Origin of the sequence: Solitalea koreensis, from assembly GCF_900182575.1 — a bacterium.
Lineage (GTDB): Bacteria > Bacteroidota > Bacteroidia > Sphingobacteriales > Sphingobacteriaceae > Solitalea > Solitalea koreensis.
The window spans coordinates 364,368-380,548 of record NZ_FXSZ01000001.1 but is presented as its reverse complement, the minus strand read 5'-3'; the positions used below and the strand labels follow the sequence as shown (position 1 = coordinate 380,548).

Sequence of the window (16,181 nt, the reverse complement as noted above, 5' to 3'; positions counted from 1 at the left end):
TTAATTGAATGAACTCGTTGCCAACCGTATAATTGATGCGGAAGATTTGAGTGCAGAAGAGTTACGAGTGCTTGAAAAGTTTTATGGCAAACTTGCTGAAATGGCCAAAAAAGATCGGGCTGTTTATCTTTCTCATTCTATTGAAGAGGGAAAATCATGTAATAAAAAGAAGAAAAGAGAATAATGCATTCAAAAACGAAATAATCTCTTACAATTATTTGAAATTCCTCAATTGTAGAAATTTCAAATAAAAACGTGGAATAATATCCATAAGTATTTAATAGCGATTGTCTTATGTGTACTGGTGTTTGTGTGAGTGTTTTGGGGAAACCATTTCTCGTAGCTGCATTGCTAATTTTAATTCCTGTTTAGTCTATTGGTCTTTCATTTGTAACAGTTAATGTACTCGTTTTTGAAGTATGAAAATAGTATACATTGGAACCCACAATAACCCAATACTTGATGCTTTATTGAGTACTGAGGAAGTGATTGGAATTGCGGAATCTGTTAACTCTCATCAATCTACCTTAATTAATCGTGTTGCATTTTCTTTAAATGATTTTAATCGGCTTATCAAAGGGGAAGGTTATCTCCAATTGTCAAGAGTAGCTAGGAAGAAAAAGATTCCCTTTTTTGCCTTCACAAAAGAGGAGCAAAGTGATTTTGCTCAATGGATAAAAAAGTTAAATCCGGAGTTGCTGGTAATTTACAGCATGGGGCATTTACTTTCTAAAGAAATTGTTGATTTACCTAATCTTACTATAATTAACTATCATCCTTCGTTGTTACCGCAATACCGGGGCCCCAATCCGGATTTTTGGATTTACTATTATATGGATCTGAATCCGGGAGGTACAGTTCATTTGGTTGATCATGGAGAGGATACTGGAGCTATACTTTTTGCAGAAGGCTTTACGTTATCACTTGGTGAGCGCTACAGCAGTTATAAAAGAAAATCAATGGCTTTAGGGGCAAAGCTTATTAAAAAAGCCATTAAGAGCTTAAAAACTGGGTCGGCCGAAAAGTACATGCAAATAGGAAGTTCCGATTTTAGTAAGGGCACGTAGAGTAGAAAGCAGTGATTATAAGGAGTTGATTAATTGGGATTTGTGGCCAGTGAGGAGAGTGTTTCACTTTTTACGAGGGCTTCCCAATCCTGCTTATGCTTTGAATTTAAATGGTAAACTAAAAAGTATGAAAAATTGCATTATTCTAAGTTTCTGTGAAGAACACATTACTGCTGTACCCGGCTCGGTCATAAAATATTGGAACGTATATCGCTTATTATGTAAAAATGGATTTATCGAGATAAAACCTGATCATAGTGTTACTAAAGTATTAAAATCATATGTTTCTGATTCAAGCGACTGGGCGCAACGTACTAAAAAATCAAGTCCTTCTCCAACAATATCACACTAAAGCCATAGTAATTCCTTAGTACTGCTTCTCCTATTTGAAATGCAAAAGAAAGGTCCTTGAAGATTTACACCTCCAAGGGCCTTGTAAAGAGAGCGTTTTTTTAAGAAATGGAATCACGCATTTTTTATCTTCTCATGCTTGGCAATTATTCTCTCCATTTCTATAATTATGCCATTACAGAGAGCGAAGCCATTTTATGATTTCGTCTCTTGTTTTTCCGATTTTTTGCTGCAATCGACCAACTAATTCATCGTCCTTACCATCTTCGTATCTCAAATCGTCATCAGTTAGCATTCCATATTGCTGCTTAATTTTACCTTTAATTTCATTCCATCTACCTTTTAATTCTAGCGTATCCATAATTTAAATTTTTAAGTAAGACACTGATTTATTTTAAGAGGGTTCCATTTAATTCTGAAACGGAATAGAATAAGAATCGAAATATCCATGCCATAATTCTATTTCTTAACACATTGCTCCCAATGATTATTGTTAAATGAGCCTTGTGGATCATATTGCACAATTATGTGTAATATCTTGCGGGTAAGCTTCTTTTAAAACAGAGAATATGTTGAAACGATTACCTTAAGTAAGTTTTTAAGCCACTGGCACAGATATTTCGTGTAATGAATTAAAATTTTTGTCATGAGATTTCTGATTATTACCATTTATGCCTTAGCTGTTTTAATAAGTGCTTGTAACTTCCCCTTAAAAAGAGCCGAAAATCAGGAGCTCGATAGTGAAGAGATTGCAAAGAGCATCAGTGAACAAAAAAAATCGGATAAAATGGATGAGGATGCTTCATTTGTTGTAGATAGTTATGATGAAAGTATGCTTCTGTTTAAATCAGCAATTTTGGCTAAAAGAAATGCTCAAAGTGACCAGGTTAAGTTAATTGCCCTGCAAGTTATTCTTGATCAGAGTAAAATAAGCGCTCAACTGTCAGCTTTAGCGAATCAAAAAAATATCGCTCTGCCTGATTCATTGGGGTATACATCGAGCCGAGAATATGATCACTTGGTTAGTTTAAAGGGTAAAAAATTCGACCGAGAGTTTGTTGACTTGGTGCTTAATAATTCTGGTAGTCTGATTTCTGATTTTAATCAGATTGCAGAAAAGTCGGTTGATCAAGATGTTAAGAAAATAGCTTCGGTTCTTTCACCTACATTAAAGAGTCATTATTCAGACGTTAAGAATCTTAATTATAGGGTTAATGCAAAGTAATCTAGCCATTGTGAATATTTTTGATTAAATTAATGTCCAATTGCTTTTAGTTAGAATTGTTACCCCATTTAGTGTGTTGGTTATGCAAGAAAAATATAAAGGATTTAATAGTGGCCAGGCCAATGTTAATCAGGATCCTTCTCCCGCAAAACCTGAACAACCTCCCTTAAAACCTGAACCGGTTCCACAGCCAACGCCTGAGCCTACAATTGATCCGGAGCAAGATCCCGGGAAAGCGGATCCTACTCGTCCGGATAAAAGCCATCCTCAAAAAAATGATCCAACAAGAGAAGATCCAAATTGGACTCCGCCTACCTCAATGGTGAATTTTGACTTTATGGATTAAAAGTCTAGCTCATTCATTGTTAGAATGTAGATTGTTTTAGTGTCATCAGTGATTTTAAATTTATCACTAATCCGTTGACCTGCCACCCAAATGATTTCATCGCCGGAGAGTACTACCTTTACTTTTTCCTTTTTACTGCGAGATAATTTAAGGTCGATCAGAAAATCGCTTAGTTTCTTCTTGCGGGCAAGGCCCAATGGAACAAAAGTATCTCCTGCTTGCCAGTACCGAACATTTAGCGGAAAAACAAGTTTGTCAAAATCAAAACAGCCAATGGTTTTACTGTACGGAATGCCAAATGATTTATTGGTTTCAATACGTGCAGTAAAAAGCGTATTCATATTTAAAGTCTCTTCATCTTCTTTTTTGAGCGGACTAATGATTAAGTCATTGCGATCCTTGATCAGCTTATAGCTTGGTGAAAAAAACTGTTTACCCGGCTGGCCATTGAATGCCTGAATCAATTCTTCAACCTGGCTAAATAAAAAATCATAAGGTTTTAACAGCTCGTATAGAAGTTGGGTTGGTTTTGAATGTTCTTTTAGCTTACTAATATTGATATGTTGATCAACACCATGTGAAGTGAACAGCTCTGATTTTTGATCTTGTAAATACAGTTCCAGCAAAGTTTCTGCCGCCCGAACATTTTCCGCAGTCGTCATAAATGATTCCTCTAAATCCGGGTTGATTTCTTGCAGAACAGGAATTACTTCATGACGTAATTTATTTCGTAGGTACTTGTTTGAGCTGTTGCTGCTATCTTCTCTGAATTCAATTTTGTCTGTTTTAGCAATCTTAGCAATCTCTTCACGGGTTAAAAATAATAGCGGACGCAGCGTATTTTTACGTTTTGGTAAAATGCCGTGTAAGCCCGCAATGCCTGTTCCTCTCACTAAATTAATCAGCATAGTTTCCACCATGTCATTTTTATGATGAGCAGTGGCCACATAGGAATAGTTTTGCAGCTTTAATAAATCCTCAAACCAATGGTAACGCAGTTCGCGAGCTGCCATTTGGGTTGATAGTTTGTTTGTTGCTGCAAAGCCAAGTGTGTCGAACTTTTTAACATAATAAGGTACATTTAAGTCAGTAGCCAATTTTTGCACAAAGGCTTCGTCTAAATCCGCTTCTTCACCACGTAAACTAAAATTACAATGAGCAATACCAAAATCAACTCCGGCTTCTTTAAAAAAAGAAACCATAATCATTGAGTCCATACCTCCACTTACAGCTAGTAAAATGCGATCAGAAGCATTGAAAAGACTATGCTTTTCATTAAATTCATTAAATTTTGGGAGATATGTGGCAATTGCAGTCATTGAGGTAAACCTACTTTATTCAAGCTAAAAACACAAGTAAATTAGATTATGTAGATACTAACAATCAATATCAGGAAATTGAATAATTAAGTCAGCATATTTCATCTTTATTCTTGAGTCTTATTTGAAGCAATACATTATTTTTGTCGTAATGAAAAGTCCTGTCCTCACCATTCTCATAGTTTTACTTAACGTAGGAGCACTTTTTGCTCAAAAGACTTCTTCCAAGATTATTATTGAAGGTGCCAATGAAGCGATTTTTGATACAAAATCGAACGTTTCAAAGTTTGTTGGTAATTGTCGTTTTCGTCATGATAACGCAACTATGATGTGTGATAGCGCTACACTAAATGATAAAACAAATGTGCTGGATGCCTACGGCCATGTTAAAATCATACAGGCAGATACGATTACGGTAACTTCGAAAACGCTTCACTATGATGGAAACACCAAGAAAGCCGAGCTTTTTGATGATGTAAGTCTTTCTGATAGGAAGGCGGTGCTTACCACAAATTACCTTTTATACGATATGGTTACACGGGTAGGTACTTATCCTAATCCGGGTAAAATCACCAATGCCGACAATGTGCTTACCAGTAATTCGGGTAATTATTTTGTGGGTTCGAAAGAAGCATTTTTTCACGGCGATGTTAAAATTGTGACTCCTCAAGCTGAAATCAAAAGTGATACTTTACACTATAACACTGTTTCTCGTATTGCCTTTTTTTTCGGCCCAACCCGTATTAAAAGTAAAGACGATTTTATCTATACTGAAAATGGCTGGTACAATACAAGCACCGATCAGGCTAATTCCAGTAAAAATTCATATTATGAGAATGGATCCAAAAAACTAAAAGGCGACAGTTTGTTTTATGATCGTAAAGCAGGTTTCGGACGTGCTATTAAGAACGTGTTTTTTGTTGATACAACCGATCGTATTTTACTGCAGGGAGATTATGGTCAATACACAAAACGAACAGAAGAAGCCTTTGTGACAAAACGGGCCATCCTTAGCATTGTTCAAGATAAGGATACGCTGTTTCTTACAGCCGATACGTTGAAAACTACCATGTCAAAACCAGACGAGAAGCCATCAATTATTAAGCCCTCAGAAGCAGATAGCTCCAATGCTACTATTGCTGAAGCCGAAGTTCCAATTGAAAAATTAGCCTCTGATACAGTTAAAAATATTCTTCCTCCGGTTGGCCCCGGAATCACGGAACCCTTAAAGCCTGTTGATAAACAAAAACCGGTAGAGGAGAAGGTGGCAATAAAAAATACGAAGACGGATAGTTTGAAAATCGGAAGTAAGGATACCCTTAAAAAAAACCTTCCAGATACTTCCCGGCACCGGATTATGTTTGCTTATCGTAACGTTAGAATGTTTAAATCCGACTTTCAGGCTGTAGCTGATTCTTTGGTATATACTTATGTCGATTCTACTATGCGGTGTTATAAACATCCTGCCATGTGGACACAAGGCTCACAAATGACCGCTGACCAGATTGATCTGGAACTGAAAAACAAAAAACTAAATCGTTTAAAATTGGTCAGTTCATCTTTTTTGGTGAGCCGTGATGTGGATAGTACAAAATATAACCAGATTGCTGGTAAAAATATGGTAGGACTATTTACAGACAATGAGCTCTCCAGGATGTTTGTGAATGGCAATGCTGAAAGTATTTATTACCCTTTGGAAGATTCGGTGCAAAAGACTTACACGGGAATGAACAGGTCGTTGTGCAGTAAAATGTTGCTAACATTTAAAAACAATAAACTCAAAACGGTTCGTTGGGATAAGGATGTGGAGGGAACATTGCATCCCATTGAAAAAATCCCTGCCGGTGTAGATAAATTGGATGGTTTTAATTGGAGAGGCGAGGAACGCCCAATTTCTAAAGAAGATATTTTTAGAAAGGTAGCTTATAAAGAACCGAAAGCGGAAGCTGAGGATACGAATGGACGCCCTCTTAAACCTGAAAATAATATTAAGCCTGCAACGCCTCAAAATTCACCTGAGAAAAAGGATAAAATGCCTGTGCCTAATAAAGCAAATCCACCGATGATAAGAGGCAAGAGGTTTTAATATTAGTAGTTGTTTAGTCTCTTTTTAAATATTGGACAGCTGTGGACGATAAACAAACGGTTGTTCAAAAAATAACCTCTCACCGTAACAAGATTAAATCCTTTGGAGTAAATCAATTGGGGGATATTGGGTTCTTTCTAAAGATACAGCTAATGGTCCGGTCAGTGAATATTGAGTGGAAGAAAATGGCAGGAACAAGAGATCGTTTGATTCATAATTATTTTGGAGTAGATTACGATATTGTGTGGGATTTTATCGTAAATAAGCTGCCTGATTTGCAATATTATATTGACGAAATTATTAAGGCTAACTAAGGTACTTAGTTAGCCTCGATTAGTGTTTTTCAGGAATATGCCTTTTTATTTACGCACTTATTCTTTTCAAAAATACTACTAATTGTTCCATTGCTTTTGCACGATGACTGATGCTGTTTTTTTCTTCCATGCTCATTTCGGCAAAGGTAACATTATAGCCCTCTGGCTCGAATATTGGGTCATAGCCAAAGCCTTTTGACCCGGAGCGTTCAGCGCGGATGGCGCCTTTTACAATACCTTCAAATAGGTGTTCTTCGCCGTTCAAAACAAGAGAAATAACGGTTCTGAATTGCGCTCTACGGTTATTTTTACCTTCCAGATTTTTAAGCAGATGATTAATGTTTTCATCGGAGTTGCGGCTGCCGCTGTAGCGTGCAGAGTAAATGCCGGGTTCGCCGTTTAACGCTTCTACTTCCAATCCGCTATCATCGCCAAAGCAGTCAATTCCATAGTTGTTTACCACATGCCATGATTTAATTCCGGCATTCTCACTAAAACTATTTCCTGTTTCGGCAATATCTTCCGTGCATCCAATGGCGTCAAGCGTTAAAAGTTCATAGCCTTCTCCTAGTAAATGTTTTACTTCTTCCAGTTTATGGGCGTTATTGGTGGCGAATACAAGTTTATGCGACATTGAACATGATTTTTAAAGCGTTCCATAATGATTTTTTGCGGGCATTATCTTCTCCAATGATGTTTAAGGCCTCTGCGGCTAGAATTTTCATTTCCAGATGATCTTTGATTGCATACGGAGTAAGTTCAATTTCTTTGAAAAGAGAATTGTTGAGATCAATGTTAAAGCTGATGATCTTATTTCCTGCAAAAAAAGCATGAAGTTCGGTAAGTGACGCCGACGGATACTTTGCCATATTCACAATCGCGATGTCTTTTAAATCCATTTTGAGGGCGCTAATCACTTTTAAAAGAAATTCTTTATCCCCATCAGCTATGTATTCATGATTAGGATAATTTACCAATACAACCACGTATCGGTTATTATCGCCTAAATAATTGAACGACGTGTTTTTTGATAGTTCAGGAGTTGGTTCGGCAACTACAGAAACGACAGGTGCATGCTCGTTACTATTTAACAATGTTACTGCTTCACAATCTCCAAGTTGATACAGATCTTCAGTCATTAAGGAAGTTAATGCAACAGCATCATGAGTCACAGAAAGTTTTTCCATCCCCAAAAATAAATTATTTATCCATATCGTTTTGTTTTAAAGTACCGGCCAATTAAAACTATTTGCTGTCAAGTAAAATAAAAATGTATTTTTGACAGTTGTTACCTATGTAATTTCCTTGTTGGATTTGCGTTTGATAAACAAAAATTACCAGATTTTTAGATGAAAAAAATTTTCACGCTGTTAGTTGCAGTTTGCTTTGCAATGGGTGTTTCTGCCCAATCAAAATCAGTAGATAAAGTTGTAGGAGTTGTTGCCGATAAGATTATTCTTCAATCCGATGTAGAATCGCAGTATTTGGAATATTTGCGTCAGCAAAATCCACCAAATGAAAAAGTAAAATGTACTATTCTTAATGAATTGTTATTACAGAAGCTACTGTTAACACAAGCTGAGCTTGATAGTATCACTGTTGAAGAGTCTCAAATTGATCAAACCATTAATCAACGTATTCAATACTTTATTTCACAAGTTGGCTCGCAAGAGAAATTAGAAAAAGAGTTGTTAGGTAAATCGGTATTGCAATTTAAAGTAGATATTCGTCCGCAGGTGCGTGAGCAGTTATTGGCACGTAACATGCATGCAAAAATTACTGAAGGAAGCACGGTTTCTCCTGCTGAGGTAAAAGCGTTTTATGATAAAATGCCGGTTGACAGTTTGCCGCTTTACAGTACCGAAGTTGAAGTGGGTGAAATCGTAAGATATCCGGTGTATAGCAAAGAAGAAAAAGATCAGGCAAAAGCTAAATTGGATGCATTGCGTGCCCGTGTACGTGCCGGTGAAAACTTTGGAACTTTAGCGATGCTTTACTCACAAGATCCGGGTTCAGCAAGAAACAACGGTGAAATAGGTTATTTTAGCCGTGGGCAAATGGTTACACCTTTTGAGGCCGTTGCATTTAAATTAAAACCGGGAGAGGTTTCGCCTGTTATTGAAACTAAATTCGGATTTCATATTATCCAGTCCATTGATCGCCGTGGAGATCAGGTGAATGTACGCCATATTTTAATTCGCCCTGAATTCACCCAAAAAGAATTGGATAAAGCAAAAGCCGATTTAGATTCCGCAATTCATTATATTAACGATAAGAAAATGACCTTCGGAGAAGCCGCTGTTGCATTTTCTGATGATGTTGATACTCGCTCAAGCGGCGGTATGTTTAAAAATCCTGAAAATGGAAGAACCGGTTTGATTCCTATGAATACTTTAGGGCAAATGGATCAAGAAGTAGTGTCAATCATTGATACGATGAAAGTAGGTGAGTTAAGTCGGCCAATTCCTTTTATTTCTCAGGGAGAAACCAAGCAAGGCTTTAGATTGATCTATTTCAAATCTCAATCTGAACCTCACAGGGCTAATTTGAATCTTGATTACCCACGCATTCAGGAAGCGGCTTTAAGTGAAAAGCAGCAACGTATATTTAATGAATGGGTGGTTAAAAAACGTGCCGAAAAATTCATCAAGGTTGATGCTGATTATGCAAGTTGCAATGAAGTACAACCGTGGTTAAAGAAATCGAAATAAAATCCTGAGAGGAAATTAACCTCAATTGGGAAGGAAATATTAAATTACTTTCGGAGAAAAACTATGTCGCTATACCAATCAGAAGTAGAAGCAGTAGATGCACTCAGCATTGCTTATAATGAAATACAAACTGAAGTAGGCAAAGTAATTGTCGGACAAGATGATATTATAAAATCAGTGCTCGTAGCTATTTTTAGTAACGGGCACTGTTTGCTTGTAGGGGTGCCGGGTTTAGCAAAAACTTTGTTAGTACAAACAATTTCCCGGGTTCTTGATTTGAGCTATAATCGCATTCAATTCACCCCTGACTTAATGCCATCGGATATTACCGGTTCAGAAATTTTGGGAGAGGATCGTTCGTTCAAATTTGTCAGAGGACCTGTGTTTGCCAACATCATCCTTGCCGATGAAATTAACCGTACGCCTCCTAAAACACAAGCTGCTTTGTTAGAAGCGATGCAAGAACGTGCAGTAACTGTGGGCGGCATAACCCACCGTTTGCCTAAGCCTTTTTTTGTATTGGCTACTCAAAACCCAATTGAACAGGAAGGTACCTATCCACTTCCGGAAGCACAGCTCGACCGCTTTATGTTTAATGTATTGCTTGATTATCCAACCTTTGAGCAAGAGTTAATGATTGTAAAGAATACTACCTCTAATAAAACTGCCGAATTGCGAAAAGTTTTAACAGGAGATCAAATTGAGTATTTCCAGCATTTGGTGCGGAATATTCCGGTAACTGATAATGTCTTGAACTATGCGGTTAATCTGGTGAGTAAAACACGTCCTGGAACTAGCCATGCAACCGATATGGTAAACAATTACCTGACTTGGGGAGCAGGGCCACGCGCCTCTCAGTTCTTAGTGTTAGGTGCTAAATGCCATGCTGCTATATCAGGCAAATATTCGCCCGATATTGAAGATGTGCAGGCGGTAGCTACATCTGTTTTGCGCCATCGTATCGTTCGTAATTATAAAGCGGAGGCGGAAGGTGTTTCAATTGAAAGGTTAATCAATAGCTTATTGTAGCTAGCTATTCAATATAATAATTGAGGCCGAAACTCTTTTAGTTTCGGCTTTTTAGCGTTTTATAACTTGCCCAATTTAAGCAGCGCATAAAAAACCGAAGCTGTGTGTAATGCTTGAGGCAGTTGATTGGTTAAGGCCAGATGTTTTAATTCATCAATGCTAATCTCCTCGACTATTATGTCTTCCGAATGATCCAATTGTTGTTCTTGAGTTTTTTTGCCCCCTCGTGCCAGAAAACAGTAGGTAAGGTTGTTAGAAGTAGAGGGATTGGGGTAGATGACCGCCGTAGCTTCAATGTGATTAAATTCGTAGCCCGTTTCTTCCAAAAGTTCTCTTCTGATGCTTTCAATGGGTTGTTCTCCTTCATCTATAACACCGCCTGGAATTTCAAGCATAACTTTACCGGCTCCATGCCTGTATTGACGCACCATTAGTACTTTGTTTTCCTCAGTAATGGCAACCGCATTGGCCCAATTCGAGTATTCCAGAACGTAATAAGGCGTTACAATTTTACCTTCAGGAGTTTCGCAGGTATCTACTCGTAAGGTTGCCCAGCTATCTTTGAGAAGGTAATTGGAAGAAAGTTTTTTCCAGTTGAGGTTTTTTGACATACACAAAAGGTGAAAATAGATCCAAAATTATAAGGCTTTCATTAGTGCCGGTAAATTTACTGGGATTTGAAGGTGTGAAAGAATAATTTACTAGTTTAATTTTCTTTTGTCCTCTTTCTTATTTCAATATTAATTTCTACCTTTGCGGGCTAATTCATTGATACGTACATTGAAAGCGAATAAAGAATATATTATTCCATTTATTGGCCTGACTACTGGAGAACATGTATTCGAATATTCCGTTGATGAAAAATTTTTCAACGAATATGAGTATTCACTGGTTAAAAGAGGCAATTTAAAGGTACATTTGCAGCTGAATAAGCAGGAAAATATGTTAGTGCTCGATTTTCATATCGAAGGCATTATTCAAGCATCCTGCGATCGCTGTTTAAGTGAGTATCCGCTTCCGGTGGAAGTAAATGAACAGCAGATTTACAAGATCACCGATGGTCAGCCTGATGATTCAGGAGAAATTATAATGCTGAACCGCAGCGCCTACGAAATTGATATCGCTCCACTTGTTTATGAGTTCGTCAATTTACAGGTGCCAATAATCAGTGTTTGCGATGAAAAGGGCAGTTATTGTGATGAGGAAATGTTAGCAACATTGAAAAAGATGAATGCTGAACAAGAAGAAAATGCCGGCGAAGAAGAGATTGTTGATCCTCGTTGGGCTGCATTAAAAAAGCTTAAAGAAAATTGAGTTCTGCTCAGTTAATAAGAATAAATAAATTTTTGGATATATAAAATTGTAAAGAAATGCCAAATCCGAAGCGTAAATTATCGAAATCGAGAAGAGATAAACGTAGAACTCACTATAAAGCAGAGCCTACTCCGCTTTTCGTTTGCAAAACTACAGGTGCCGTACACCTTCCACACCGTGCTTACACTGTTGACGGTAATTTATACTACCGAGGTAAGTTAATCGTAGAAAATACAGCTCAAGCTTAATTATAAAGCAATCTTACCATGCGTATTGGTTTAGATGTTATGGGTGGAGATTTTGCGCCTAAAGCTACAGTCTTAGGAGCGATTGAAGCCTTTAAAATATTGCCATCAGACCAGAAGCTGGTATTGATTGGTGATTCCGAGCAGGTAAAAAACATTTGCTCTGAAGCGGGTTTCGATGTTGCTAACTTCGAGTTAGTACACACTGATGAAGTAATTGGTATGGGTGAACATCCAACCAAAGCCATTGTTAAGAAACCTAATTCAAGCATTTCTGTCGGTTTTGGTCTATTGCAGCAGGGTAAGATTGATGCTTTTTCAAGTGCAGGCAACACTGGCGCCATGTTGGTGGGAGCCATGTTTACTGTAAAAGCTATACCAGGTGTAGTACGTCCTTGCATGCCGGCTATTGTTCCTAAACTCAAAGGAGGGCTAGGTATTTTACTTGACGTTGGTGCGAATGCAGACTGTAAACCGGATGTGCTTTTGCAGTTTGGTATATTAGGTAAACTGCTCATCGAAAATGTATACAATGTTAGCAACCCCAAAGTTGGGCTGTTAAATATTGGAGAAGAAGAAGAGAAAGGCAATTTGCTTTGTCAGGCTACTTACCCCTTAATGAAAGAAACTGAATTGTTTAATTTTGTTGGGAATGTAGAAGGACGAGATCTTTTCTCTGACCATGCAGATGTATATGTTTGTGATGGATTTACCGGTAATGTCGTACTTAAATTAGCCGAGTCGTTTTACGTAATCACTCGTAAAAAAGGAATCAAGGATGAGTTTTTTGATCGTTTTAATTATGAACAATTTGGCGGAAGTCCAATATTGGGAGTTAATGCTCCAGTAGTTATAGGTCATGGAATTTCAAACCCTGAAGCTATAAAAAACATGTTGCTGCTCTCTAGAGAGCTTGTTACGTCAAAGCTCATTGACAAGATTAAGGCGGCATTTAATTAATCATTAAAAAGGCCCAAATTTACTTTTAAATTATCTTTAAGGTGAATCTGGGCCTTTTTGCTTTTGAAAAAAAGCACTTAAGTCGTAATATTTTTATAATATTGCCGGCTTATATTAAAGAGTTTTTCAAGAAATTATATTCTGATTTTATGTCTAAAATTCATGCTGCAATAACAGCAGTTCATGGCTATGTGCCTGATTATAGGTTAACAAATCAAGAACTGGAAAAAATGGTTGATACCAATGATGAGTGGATTACTTCACGAACCGGTATCAAAGAACGCAGAATCATGAAAGATGGCGCAAGTTCTGACATGGGTGTAAAAGTCATGGAAGGCTTGTTGGCAAAACGCGGTATCAGTGCAGATGAAATTGATCTTCTGATCTGTACAACCGTTACTCCTGATCACGTATTCCCTGCAACAGCTAATATTATTTGTGATAAAATTGGGGCAAAAAATGCCTGGGGTTTTGACCTTAGTGCTGCATGCTCTGGCTTTCTTTACGGTTTAACTACCGGAGCTCAGTTTATTCAAACAGGAATGTATAAAAAAGTAGTAGTAATAGGTATTGATAAAATGTCGGCTATTATTGACTATGAAGATCGTGCAACCTGTATTATTTTCGGAGACGGTGGCGGTGCAGTATTGCTGGAAGCTAATAATGAAGGATTAGGTATTCAAGACTCCTACTTAAAAAGCGATGGCTCTGGTCGTCAGTTTTTATTTATGAAAGCTGGTGGTTCTGCTTTCCCGGCAACTCGTGAAACGGTTGAAAAACGTGAACATTTTGCTTACCAAGAGGGAAAAACGGTATTTAAGTTTGCCGTAACTAATATGGCCGATGCCGCTGCTACAATTATGGAGCGTAACAACCTTACAGCCGATGATATCGCCTGGTTGGTTCCGCATCAAGCTAATAAACGTATTATTGATGCAACCGCAAGCAGAATGGGGGTTGGTCCGGAAAAGGTAATGTTAAACATCGAAAAATACGGAAATACAACCAATGGAACCCTTCCTTTATGCTTATGGGAATGGGAAAGCCAACTGAAAAAAGGTGATAACATTGTGTTAGCAGCCTTTGGCGGTGGATTCACATGGGGAGCCACCTATCTGAAATGGGCTTATTAACAGCAAATTGACTTTTTCAAAATAAAAGGTAACTTTAAATTCAACTAAACAAACACATATATTAAAATGGAAATCAAAGAAATTCAGGAACTGATTAAGTTCGTTTCAAAATCAGGAGTTAATGAAGTTTCTATTGAGAGAAAAGATTTTAAAATCACAATAAAAACCACCACTCAATCAGCACAAACTGTTGTTCAAGCTAATGTACCTGCCATGGCACCGCTTGCTGCTGCACCAGTAGCACCGGTAGTAGCAGCACCTGCCGCACCAGCGCCAGCTCCAGTTGCACCAGCCGCTGAAAATGCGAATCACATCACGATTAAATCGCCAATGATTGGTACTTTTTATCGTCAACCTAGTCCTGATAAACCTTTATTTGTGAATGTGGGTGATGAAATTAAACCAGGTCAGGTGATTTGCATCATCGAGGCAATGAAATTATTTAACGAAATCGAATCAGAGATTTCAGGACGTATTGTTAAAGTATTGGTTGATAATGCCAGTCCTGTTGAGTACGATCAACCATTATTCATTGTGGAGAAATTATAATTTCAATTTGAAGATTTGAGAGTTCGTGAATTCTCAAATTTTTGAAATTTCTAAGATGATTTTTGGCTCATCCCGATAGCGATCGGGAACACATTTTCATCCCGTTAACTATCGGGACAAATTAAAAAGATTCATGTTTAAAAAAATACTTATTGCCAATCGTGGGGAGATCGCTTTGCGTATCATTCGTACCTGCAAGGAAATGGGCGTTAAAACTGTAGCCGTTTACTCTACTGCTGATCGTGATAGCCTTCATGTGCGTTTCGCTGATGAAGCTGTATGTATTGGCCCGGCTCCAAGTAAAGATTCTTACTTAAATATTCCAAATATTATTGCTGCTGCTGAAATTACCAACGCAGATGCAATTCACCCCGGATACGGATTCCTTTCTGAAAATGCTAAATTTTCAGCGATTTGCCGCGACCATGGAATCAAATTCATAGGAGCATCTCCAGAAATGATTAATGGAATGGGAGATAAGGCATCTGCTAAAGAAACCATGAAAAATGCAGGGGTTCCAACTATTCCAGGTTCGGATGGATTGATCGCTGATGTTAAAGAAGGTAAATTGGTTGCCGCTGAAATTGGTTATCCTGTTATTTTGAAAGCTACCGCCGGTGGAGGTGGACGCGGAATGCGTGTGATTTGGAAAGATGAAGAATTTGAACCCGCTTGGGATTCTGCACGTCAGGAAGCTGGTGCTGCTTTCGGCAATGATGGGATCTATTTAGAGAAATTTATTGAAGATCCTCGCCATATTGAAATTCAGATTGTTGGAGATCAATACGGAAAGGTATGTCACCTCTCTGAACGCGACTGTTCAATTCAACGTCGTCACCAAAAATTAACTGAAGAAGCTCCTTCGCCGTTTATGACAGAAGAACTTCGTCAGAAAATGGGAGAAGCTGCTATTGCAGGTGCTGCTGCGGTTAATTATGAAGGCGCCGGAACCATTGAGTTCCTGGTTGATAAGCACCGTAATTTCTACTTCATGGAAATGAATACACGTATTCAGGTAGAGCATCCGGTAACGGAGGAGGTAATTAACTTTGATTTGATTAAAGAACAAATTAAGGTTGCTGCAGGTGTGCCAATTTCTGGAAAATCATATTTCCCTACCATGCACTCCATTGAATGCCGTATCAATGCAGAAGATCCTAACAATGGATTTCGCCCATCTCCTGGAAAGATTACTAATTTCCATTCGCCAGGTGGCCACGGTGTACGTGTTGACACGCATGTGTATTCTGGTTATGTAATTCCTCCGAATTACGATTCTATGATTGCTAAATTGATTACAGTAGCGCAGACTCGTGAAGAAGCCATTTGCACAATGGAAAGAGCATTAAGCGAGTTTGTAATTGAAGGCATAAAAACTACCATCCCTTTTCATCTTAAATTGATGCAGGATGCAAATTATAGAGCTGGTAACTTTACTACCAAATTCATGGAAACTTTCGACATGAATTTATAAGCTTTAATAGTATAAAAAAACACTCCCTTGTGGAGTGTTTTTTTATGAAGTTTAGTTT

At 37.9% G+C, this 16,181-nt stretch carries 20 protein-coding genes; 15 read left to right on the top strand and 5 right to left on the bottom strand.

What is annotated here, in order from left to right; all coding sequences use genetic code 11:
* Positions 1-4: 4 nt before the first annotated feature.
* The 3 genes from FN756_RS14610 to FN756_RS01745 all read left to right on the top strand — a co-directional run bounded on the left by FN756_RS14610 (position 5) and on the right by FN756_RS01745 (position 1,419).
* Positions 5-184, top strand: coding sequence for a low affinity iron permease family protein (locus tag FN756_RS14610; RefSeq protein WP_246085396.1), 180 nt, complete (start codon positions 5-7; stop codon positions 182-184).
* A gap of 235 nt (positions 185-419) precedes the next feature.
* The gene (locus FN756_RS01750) at positions 420-1,067 is read left to right on the top strand and encodes a formyltransferase family protein (protein ID WP_142600936.1); all 648 of its coding nucleotides are present in this window, start codon (positions 420-422) and stop codon (positions 1,065-1,067) included.
* Between the two features lie 127 nt (positions 1,068-1,194).
* Positions 1,195-1,419 (top strand): hypothetical protein, encoded by a 225-nt coding sequence (locus FN756_RS01745; protein ID WP_142600935.1) that lies wholly within the window; start codon positions 1,195-1,197, stop codon positions 1,417-1,419.
* Positions 1,420-1,593: 174 nt separating this feature from the next.
* On the opposite strand, the gene FN756_RS01740 is transcribed toward FN756_RS01745, so the two are convergent.
* Positions 1,594-1,779 carry a CsbD family protein gene (locus FN756_RS01740; RefSeq protein WP_142600933.1) on the bottom strand — a complete coding sequence of 62 codons (186 nt, stop codon included), beginning with the start codon at positions 1,777-1,779 and terminating at the stop codon, positions 1,594-1,596.
* A gap of 285 nt (positions 1,780-2,064) precedes the next feature.
* Between FN756_RS01740 and FN756_RS01735 the strand changes: the two genes are divergently transcribed.
* Together FN756_RS01735 and FN756_RS01730 are read left to right on the top strand one after the other, a co-directional pair.
* On the top strand, positions 2,065-2,643 hold the full coding sequence (locus tag FN756_RS01735) for a DUF4142 domain-containing protein (protein WP_142600931.1): 579 nt from the start codon (positions 2,065-2,067) through the stop codon (positions 2,641-2,643).
* A gap of 82 nt (positions 2,644-2,725) precedes the next feature.
* Positions 2,726-2,989: a hypothetical protein gene (locus FN756_RS01730; protein WP_185955148.1), complete on the top strand. Its 264-nt coding sequence runs from the start codon at positions 2,726-2,728 to the stop codon at positions 2,987-2,989.
* Here FN756_RS01730 and tilS read toward each other — a convergent pair.
* Positions 2,986-4,308 carry a tRNA lysidine(34) synthetase TilS gene (gene tilS / locus FN756_RS01725; protein WP_142600928.1) on the bottom strand — a complete coding sequence of 441 codons (1,323 nt, stop codon included), beginning with the start codon at positions 4,306-4,308 and terminating at the stop codon, positions 2,986-2,988. The two genes, FN756_RS01730 and tilS, sit on opposite strands and share 4 nt — an antisense overlap.
* Before the next feature lie 151 nt (positions 4,309-4,459).
* On the opposite strand from tilS, the gene FN756_RS01720 reads away from it, so the two are divergent.
* Complete coding sequence (locus FN756_RS01720; RefSeq protein ID WP_142600927.1) at positions 4,460-6,394, top strand: OstA-like protein; 1,935 nt, start codon at positions 4,460-4,462, stop codon at positions 6,392-6,394.
* A 41-nt stretch (positions 6,395-6,435) separates the two neighbouring features.
* Positions 6,436-6,708 carry a HepT-like ribonuclease domain-containing protein gene (locus FN756_RS01715; protein WP_142600925.1) on the top strand — a complete coding sequence of 91 codons (273 nt, stop codon included), beginning with the start codon at positions 6,436-6,438 and terminating at the stop codon, positions 6,706-6,708.
* A 49-nt stretch (positions 6,709-6,757) separates the two neighbouring features.
* On the opposite strand, the gene FN756_RS01710 is transcribed toward FN756_RS01715, so the two are convergent.
* Positions 6,758-7,342, bottom strand: coding sequence for a non-canonical purine NTP diphosphatase (locus FN756_RS01710; RefSeq protein WP_142600923.1), 585 nt, complete (start codon positions 7,340-7,342; stop codon positions 6,758-6,760).
* Positions 7,332-7,895, bottom strand: a complete 564-nt coding sequence (locus FN756_RS01705; protein ID WP_142600922.1) for a hypothetical protein — start codon at positions 7,893-7,895, stop codon at positions 7,332-7,334. Before FN756_RS01705 ends, FN756_RS01710 begins: the two co-directional genes overlap by 11 nt.
* Positions 7,896-8,057: 162 nt before the next feature.
* Here FN756_RS01705 and FN756_RS01700 point away from each other — a divergent pair, with 162 nt between their 5' ends.
* Together FN756_RS01700 and FN756_RS01695 are read left to right on the top strand one after the other, a co-directional pair.
* Positions 8,058-9,419: a peptidylprolyl isomerase gene (locus FN756_RS01700; protein ID WP_142600920.1), complete on the top strand. Its 1,362-nt coding sequence runs from the start codon at positions 8,058-8,060 to the stop codon at positions 9,417-9,419.
* Between the two features lie 63 nt (positions 9,420-9,482).
* Positions 9,483-10,448 (top strand): AAA family ATPase, encoded by a 966-nt coding sequence (locus tag FN756_RS01695; RefSeq protein ID WP_142600919.1) that lies wholly within the window; start codon positions 9,483-9,485, stop codon positions 10,446-10,448.
* A 59-nt stretch (positions 10,449-10,507) separates the two neighbouring features.
* On the opposite strand, the gene FN756_RS01690 is transcribed toward FN756_RS01695, so the two are convergent.
* Positions 10,508-11,059, bottom strand: coding sequence for an NUDIX hydrolase (locus tag FN756_RS01690; protein ID WP_142600917.1), 552 nt, complete (start codon positions 11,057-11,059; stop codon positions 10,508-10,510).
* Between the two features lie 169 nt (positions 11,060-11,228).
* On the opposite strand from FN756_RS01690, the gene FN756_RS01685 reads away from it, so the two are divergent.
* The 6 genes from FN756_RS01685 (at position 11,229) to accC (ending at position 16,123) form a co-directional block, all read left to right on the top strand.
* Positions 11,229-11,762, top strand: a complete 534-nt coding sequence (locus FN756_RS01685; RefSeq protein WP_142600916.1) for a YceD family protein — start codon at positions 11,229-11,231, stop codon at positions 11,760-11,762.
* A gap of 56 nt (positions 11,763-11,818) precedes the next feature.
* Positions 11,819-12,010 (top strand): 50S ribosomal protein L32, encoded by a 192-nt coding sequence (rpmF, locus tag FN756_RS01680; protein WP_142600914.1) that lies wholly within the window; start codon positions 11,819-11,821, stop codon positions 12,008-12,010.
* An 18-nt stretch (positions 12,011-12,028) separates the two neighbouring features.
* Positions 12,029-12,967: a phosphate acyltransferase PlsX gene (gene plsX / locus FN756_RS01675; RefSeq protein WP_142600912.1), complete on the top strand. Its 939-nt coding sequence runs from the start codon at positions 12,029-12,031 to the stop codon at positions 12,965-12,967.
* Positions 12,968-13,116: 149 nt separating this feature from the next.
* A complete protein-coding gene (locus tag FN756_RS01670) occupies positions 13,117-14,100 on the top strand; it encodes a beta-ketoacyl-ACP synthase III (protein WP_142600911.1) in 984 nt (327 codons plus the stop codon).
* Between the two features lie 66 nt (positions 14,101-14,166).
* Entirely contained in the window at positions 14,167-14,649 is a 483-nt protein-coding gene (gene accB / locus FN756_RS01665; RefSeq protein ID WP_185955147.1) for an acetyl-CoA carboxylase biotin carboxyl carrier protein, read from the top strand.
* Positions 14,650-14,782: 133 nt separating this feature from the next.
* Complete coding sequence (gene accC, locus FN756_RS01660) at positions 14,783-16,123, top strand: acetyl-CoA carboxylase biotin carboxylase subunit (protein WP_142600907.1); 1,341 nt, start codon at positions 14,783-14,785, stop codon at positions 16,121-16,123.
* Positions 16,124-16,181: the final 58 nt, after the last annotated feature.

What these genes read in the sequence shown, in the direction of transcription:
- FN756_RS01750 (WP_142600936.1), top strand. Translation starts at nt 420, where the DNA reads ATGAAAATAGTATACATTGGAACCCACAATAACCCAATACTTGATGCT.
- FN756_RS01745 (WP_142600935.1), top strand. Translation starts at nt 1,195, where the DNA reads ATGAAAAATTGCATTATTCTAAGTTTCTGTGAAGAACACATTACTGCT.
- FN756_RS01740 (WP_142600933.1), bottom strand. Translation starts at nt 1,779, where the DNA reads ATGGATACGCTAGAATTAAAAGGTAGATGGAATGAAATTAAAGGTAAA.
- FN756_RS01735 (WP_142600931.1), top strand. Translation starts at nt 2,065, where the DNA reads ATGAGATTTCTGATTATTACCATTTATGCCTTAGCTGTTTTAATAAGT.
- FN756_RS01730 (WP_185955148.1), top strand. Translation starts at nt 2,726, where the DNA reads ATGCAAGAAAAATATAAAGGATTTAATAGTGGCCAGGCCAATGTTAAT.
- tilS (WP_142600928.1), bottom strand. Translation starts at nt 4,308, where the DNA reads ATGACTGCAATTGCCACATATCTCCCAAAATTTAATGAATTTAATGAA.
- FN756_RS01720 (WP_142600927.1), top strand. Translation starts at nt 4,460, where the DNA reads ATGAAAAGTCCTGTCCTCACCATTCTCATAGTTTTACTTAACGTAGGA.
- FN756_RS01710 (WP_142600923.1), bottom strand. Translation starts at nt 7,342, where the DNA reads ATGTCGCATAAACTTGTATTCGCCACCAATAACGCCCATAAACTGGAA.
- FN756_RS01705 (WP_142600922.1), bottom strand. Translation starts at nt 7,895, where the DNA reads ATGGAAAAACTTTCTGTGACTCATGATGCTGTTGCATTAACTTCCTTA.
- FN756_RS01700 (WP_142600920.1), top strand. Translation starts at nt 8,058, where the DNA reads ATGAAAAAAATTTTCACGCTGTTAGTTGCAGTTTGCTTTGCAATGGGT.
- FN756_RS01695 (WP_142600919.1), top strand. Translation starts at nt 9,483, where the DNA reads ATGTCGCTATACCAATCAGAAGTAGAAGCAGTAGATGCACTCAGCATT.
- FN756_RS01690 (WP_142600917.1), bottom strand. Translation starts at nt 11,059, where the DNA reads ATGTCAAAAAACCTCAACTGGAAAAAACTTTCTTCCAATTACCTTCTC.
- rpmF (WP_142600914.1), top strand. Translation starts at nt 11,819, where the DNA reads ATGCCAAATCCGAAGCGTAAATTATCGAAATCGAGAAGAGATAAACGT.
- plsX (WP_142600912.1), top strand. Translation starts at nt 12,029, where the DNA reads ATGCGTATTGGTTTAGATGTTATGGGTGGAGATTTTGCGCCTAAAGCT.
- FN756_RS01670 (WP_142600911.1), top strand. Translation starts at nt 13,117, where the DNA reads ATGTCTAAAATTCATGCTGCAATAACAGCAGTTCATGGCTATGTGCCT.
- accB (WP_185955147.1), top strand. Translation starts at nt 14,167, where the DNA reads ATGGAAATCAAAGAAATTCAGGAACTGATTAAGTTCGTTTCAAAATCA.
- accC (WP_142600907.1), top strand. Translation starts at nt 14,783, where the DNA reads ATGTTTAAAAAAATACTTATTGCCAATCGTGGGGAGATCGCTTTGCGT.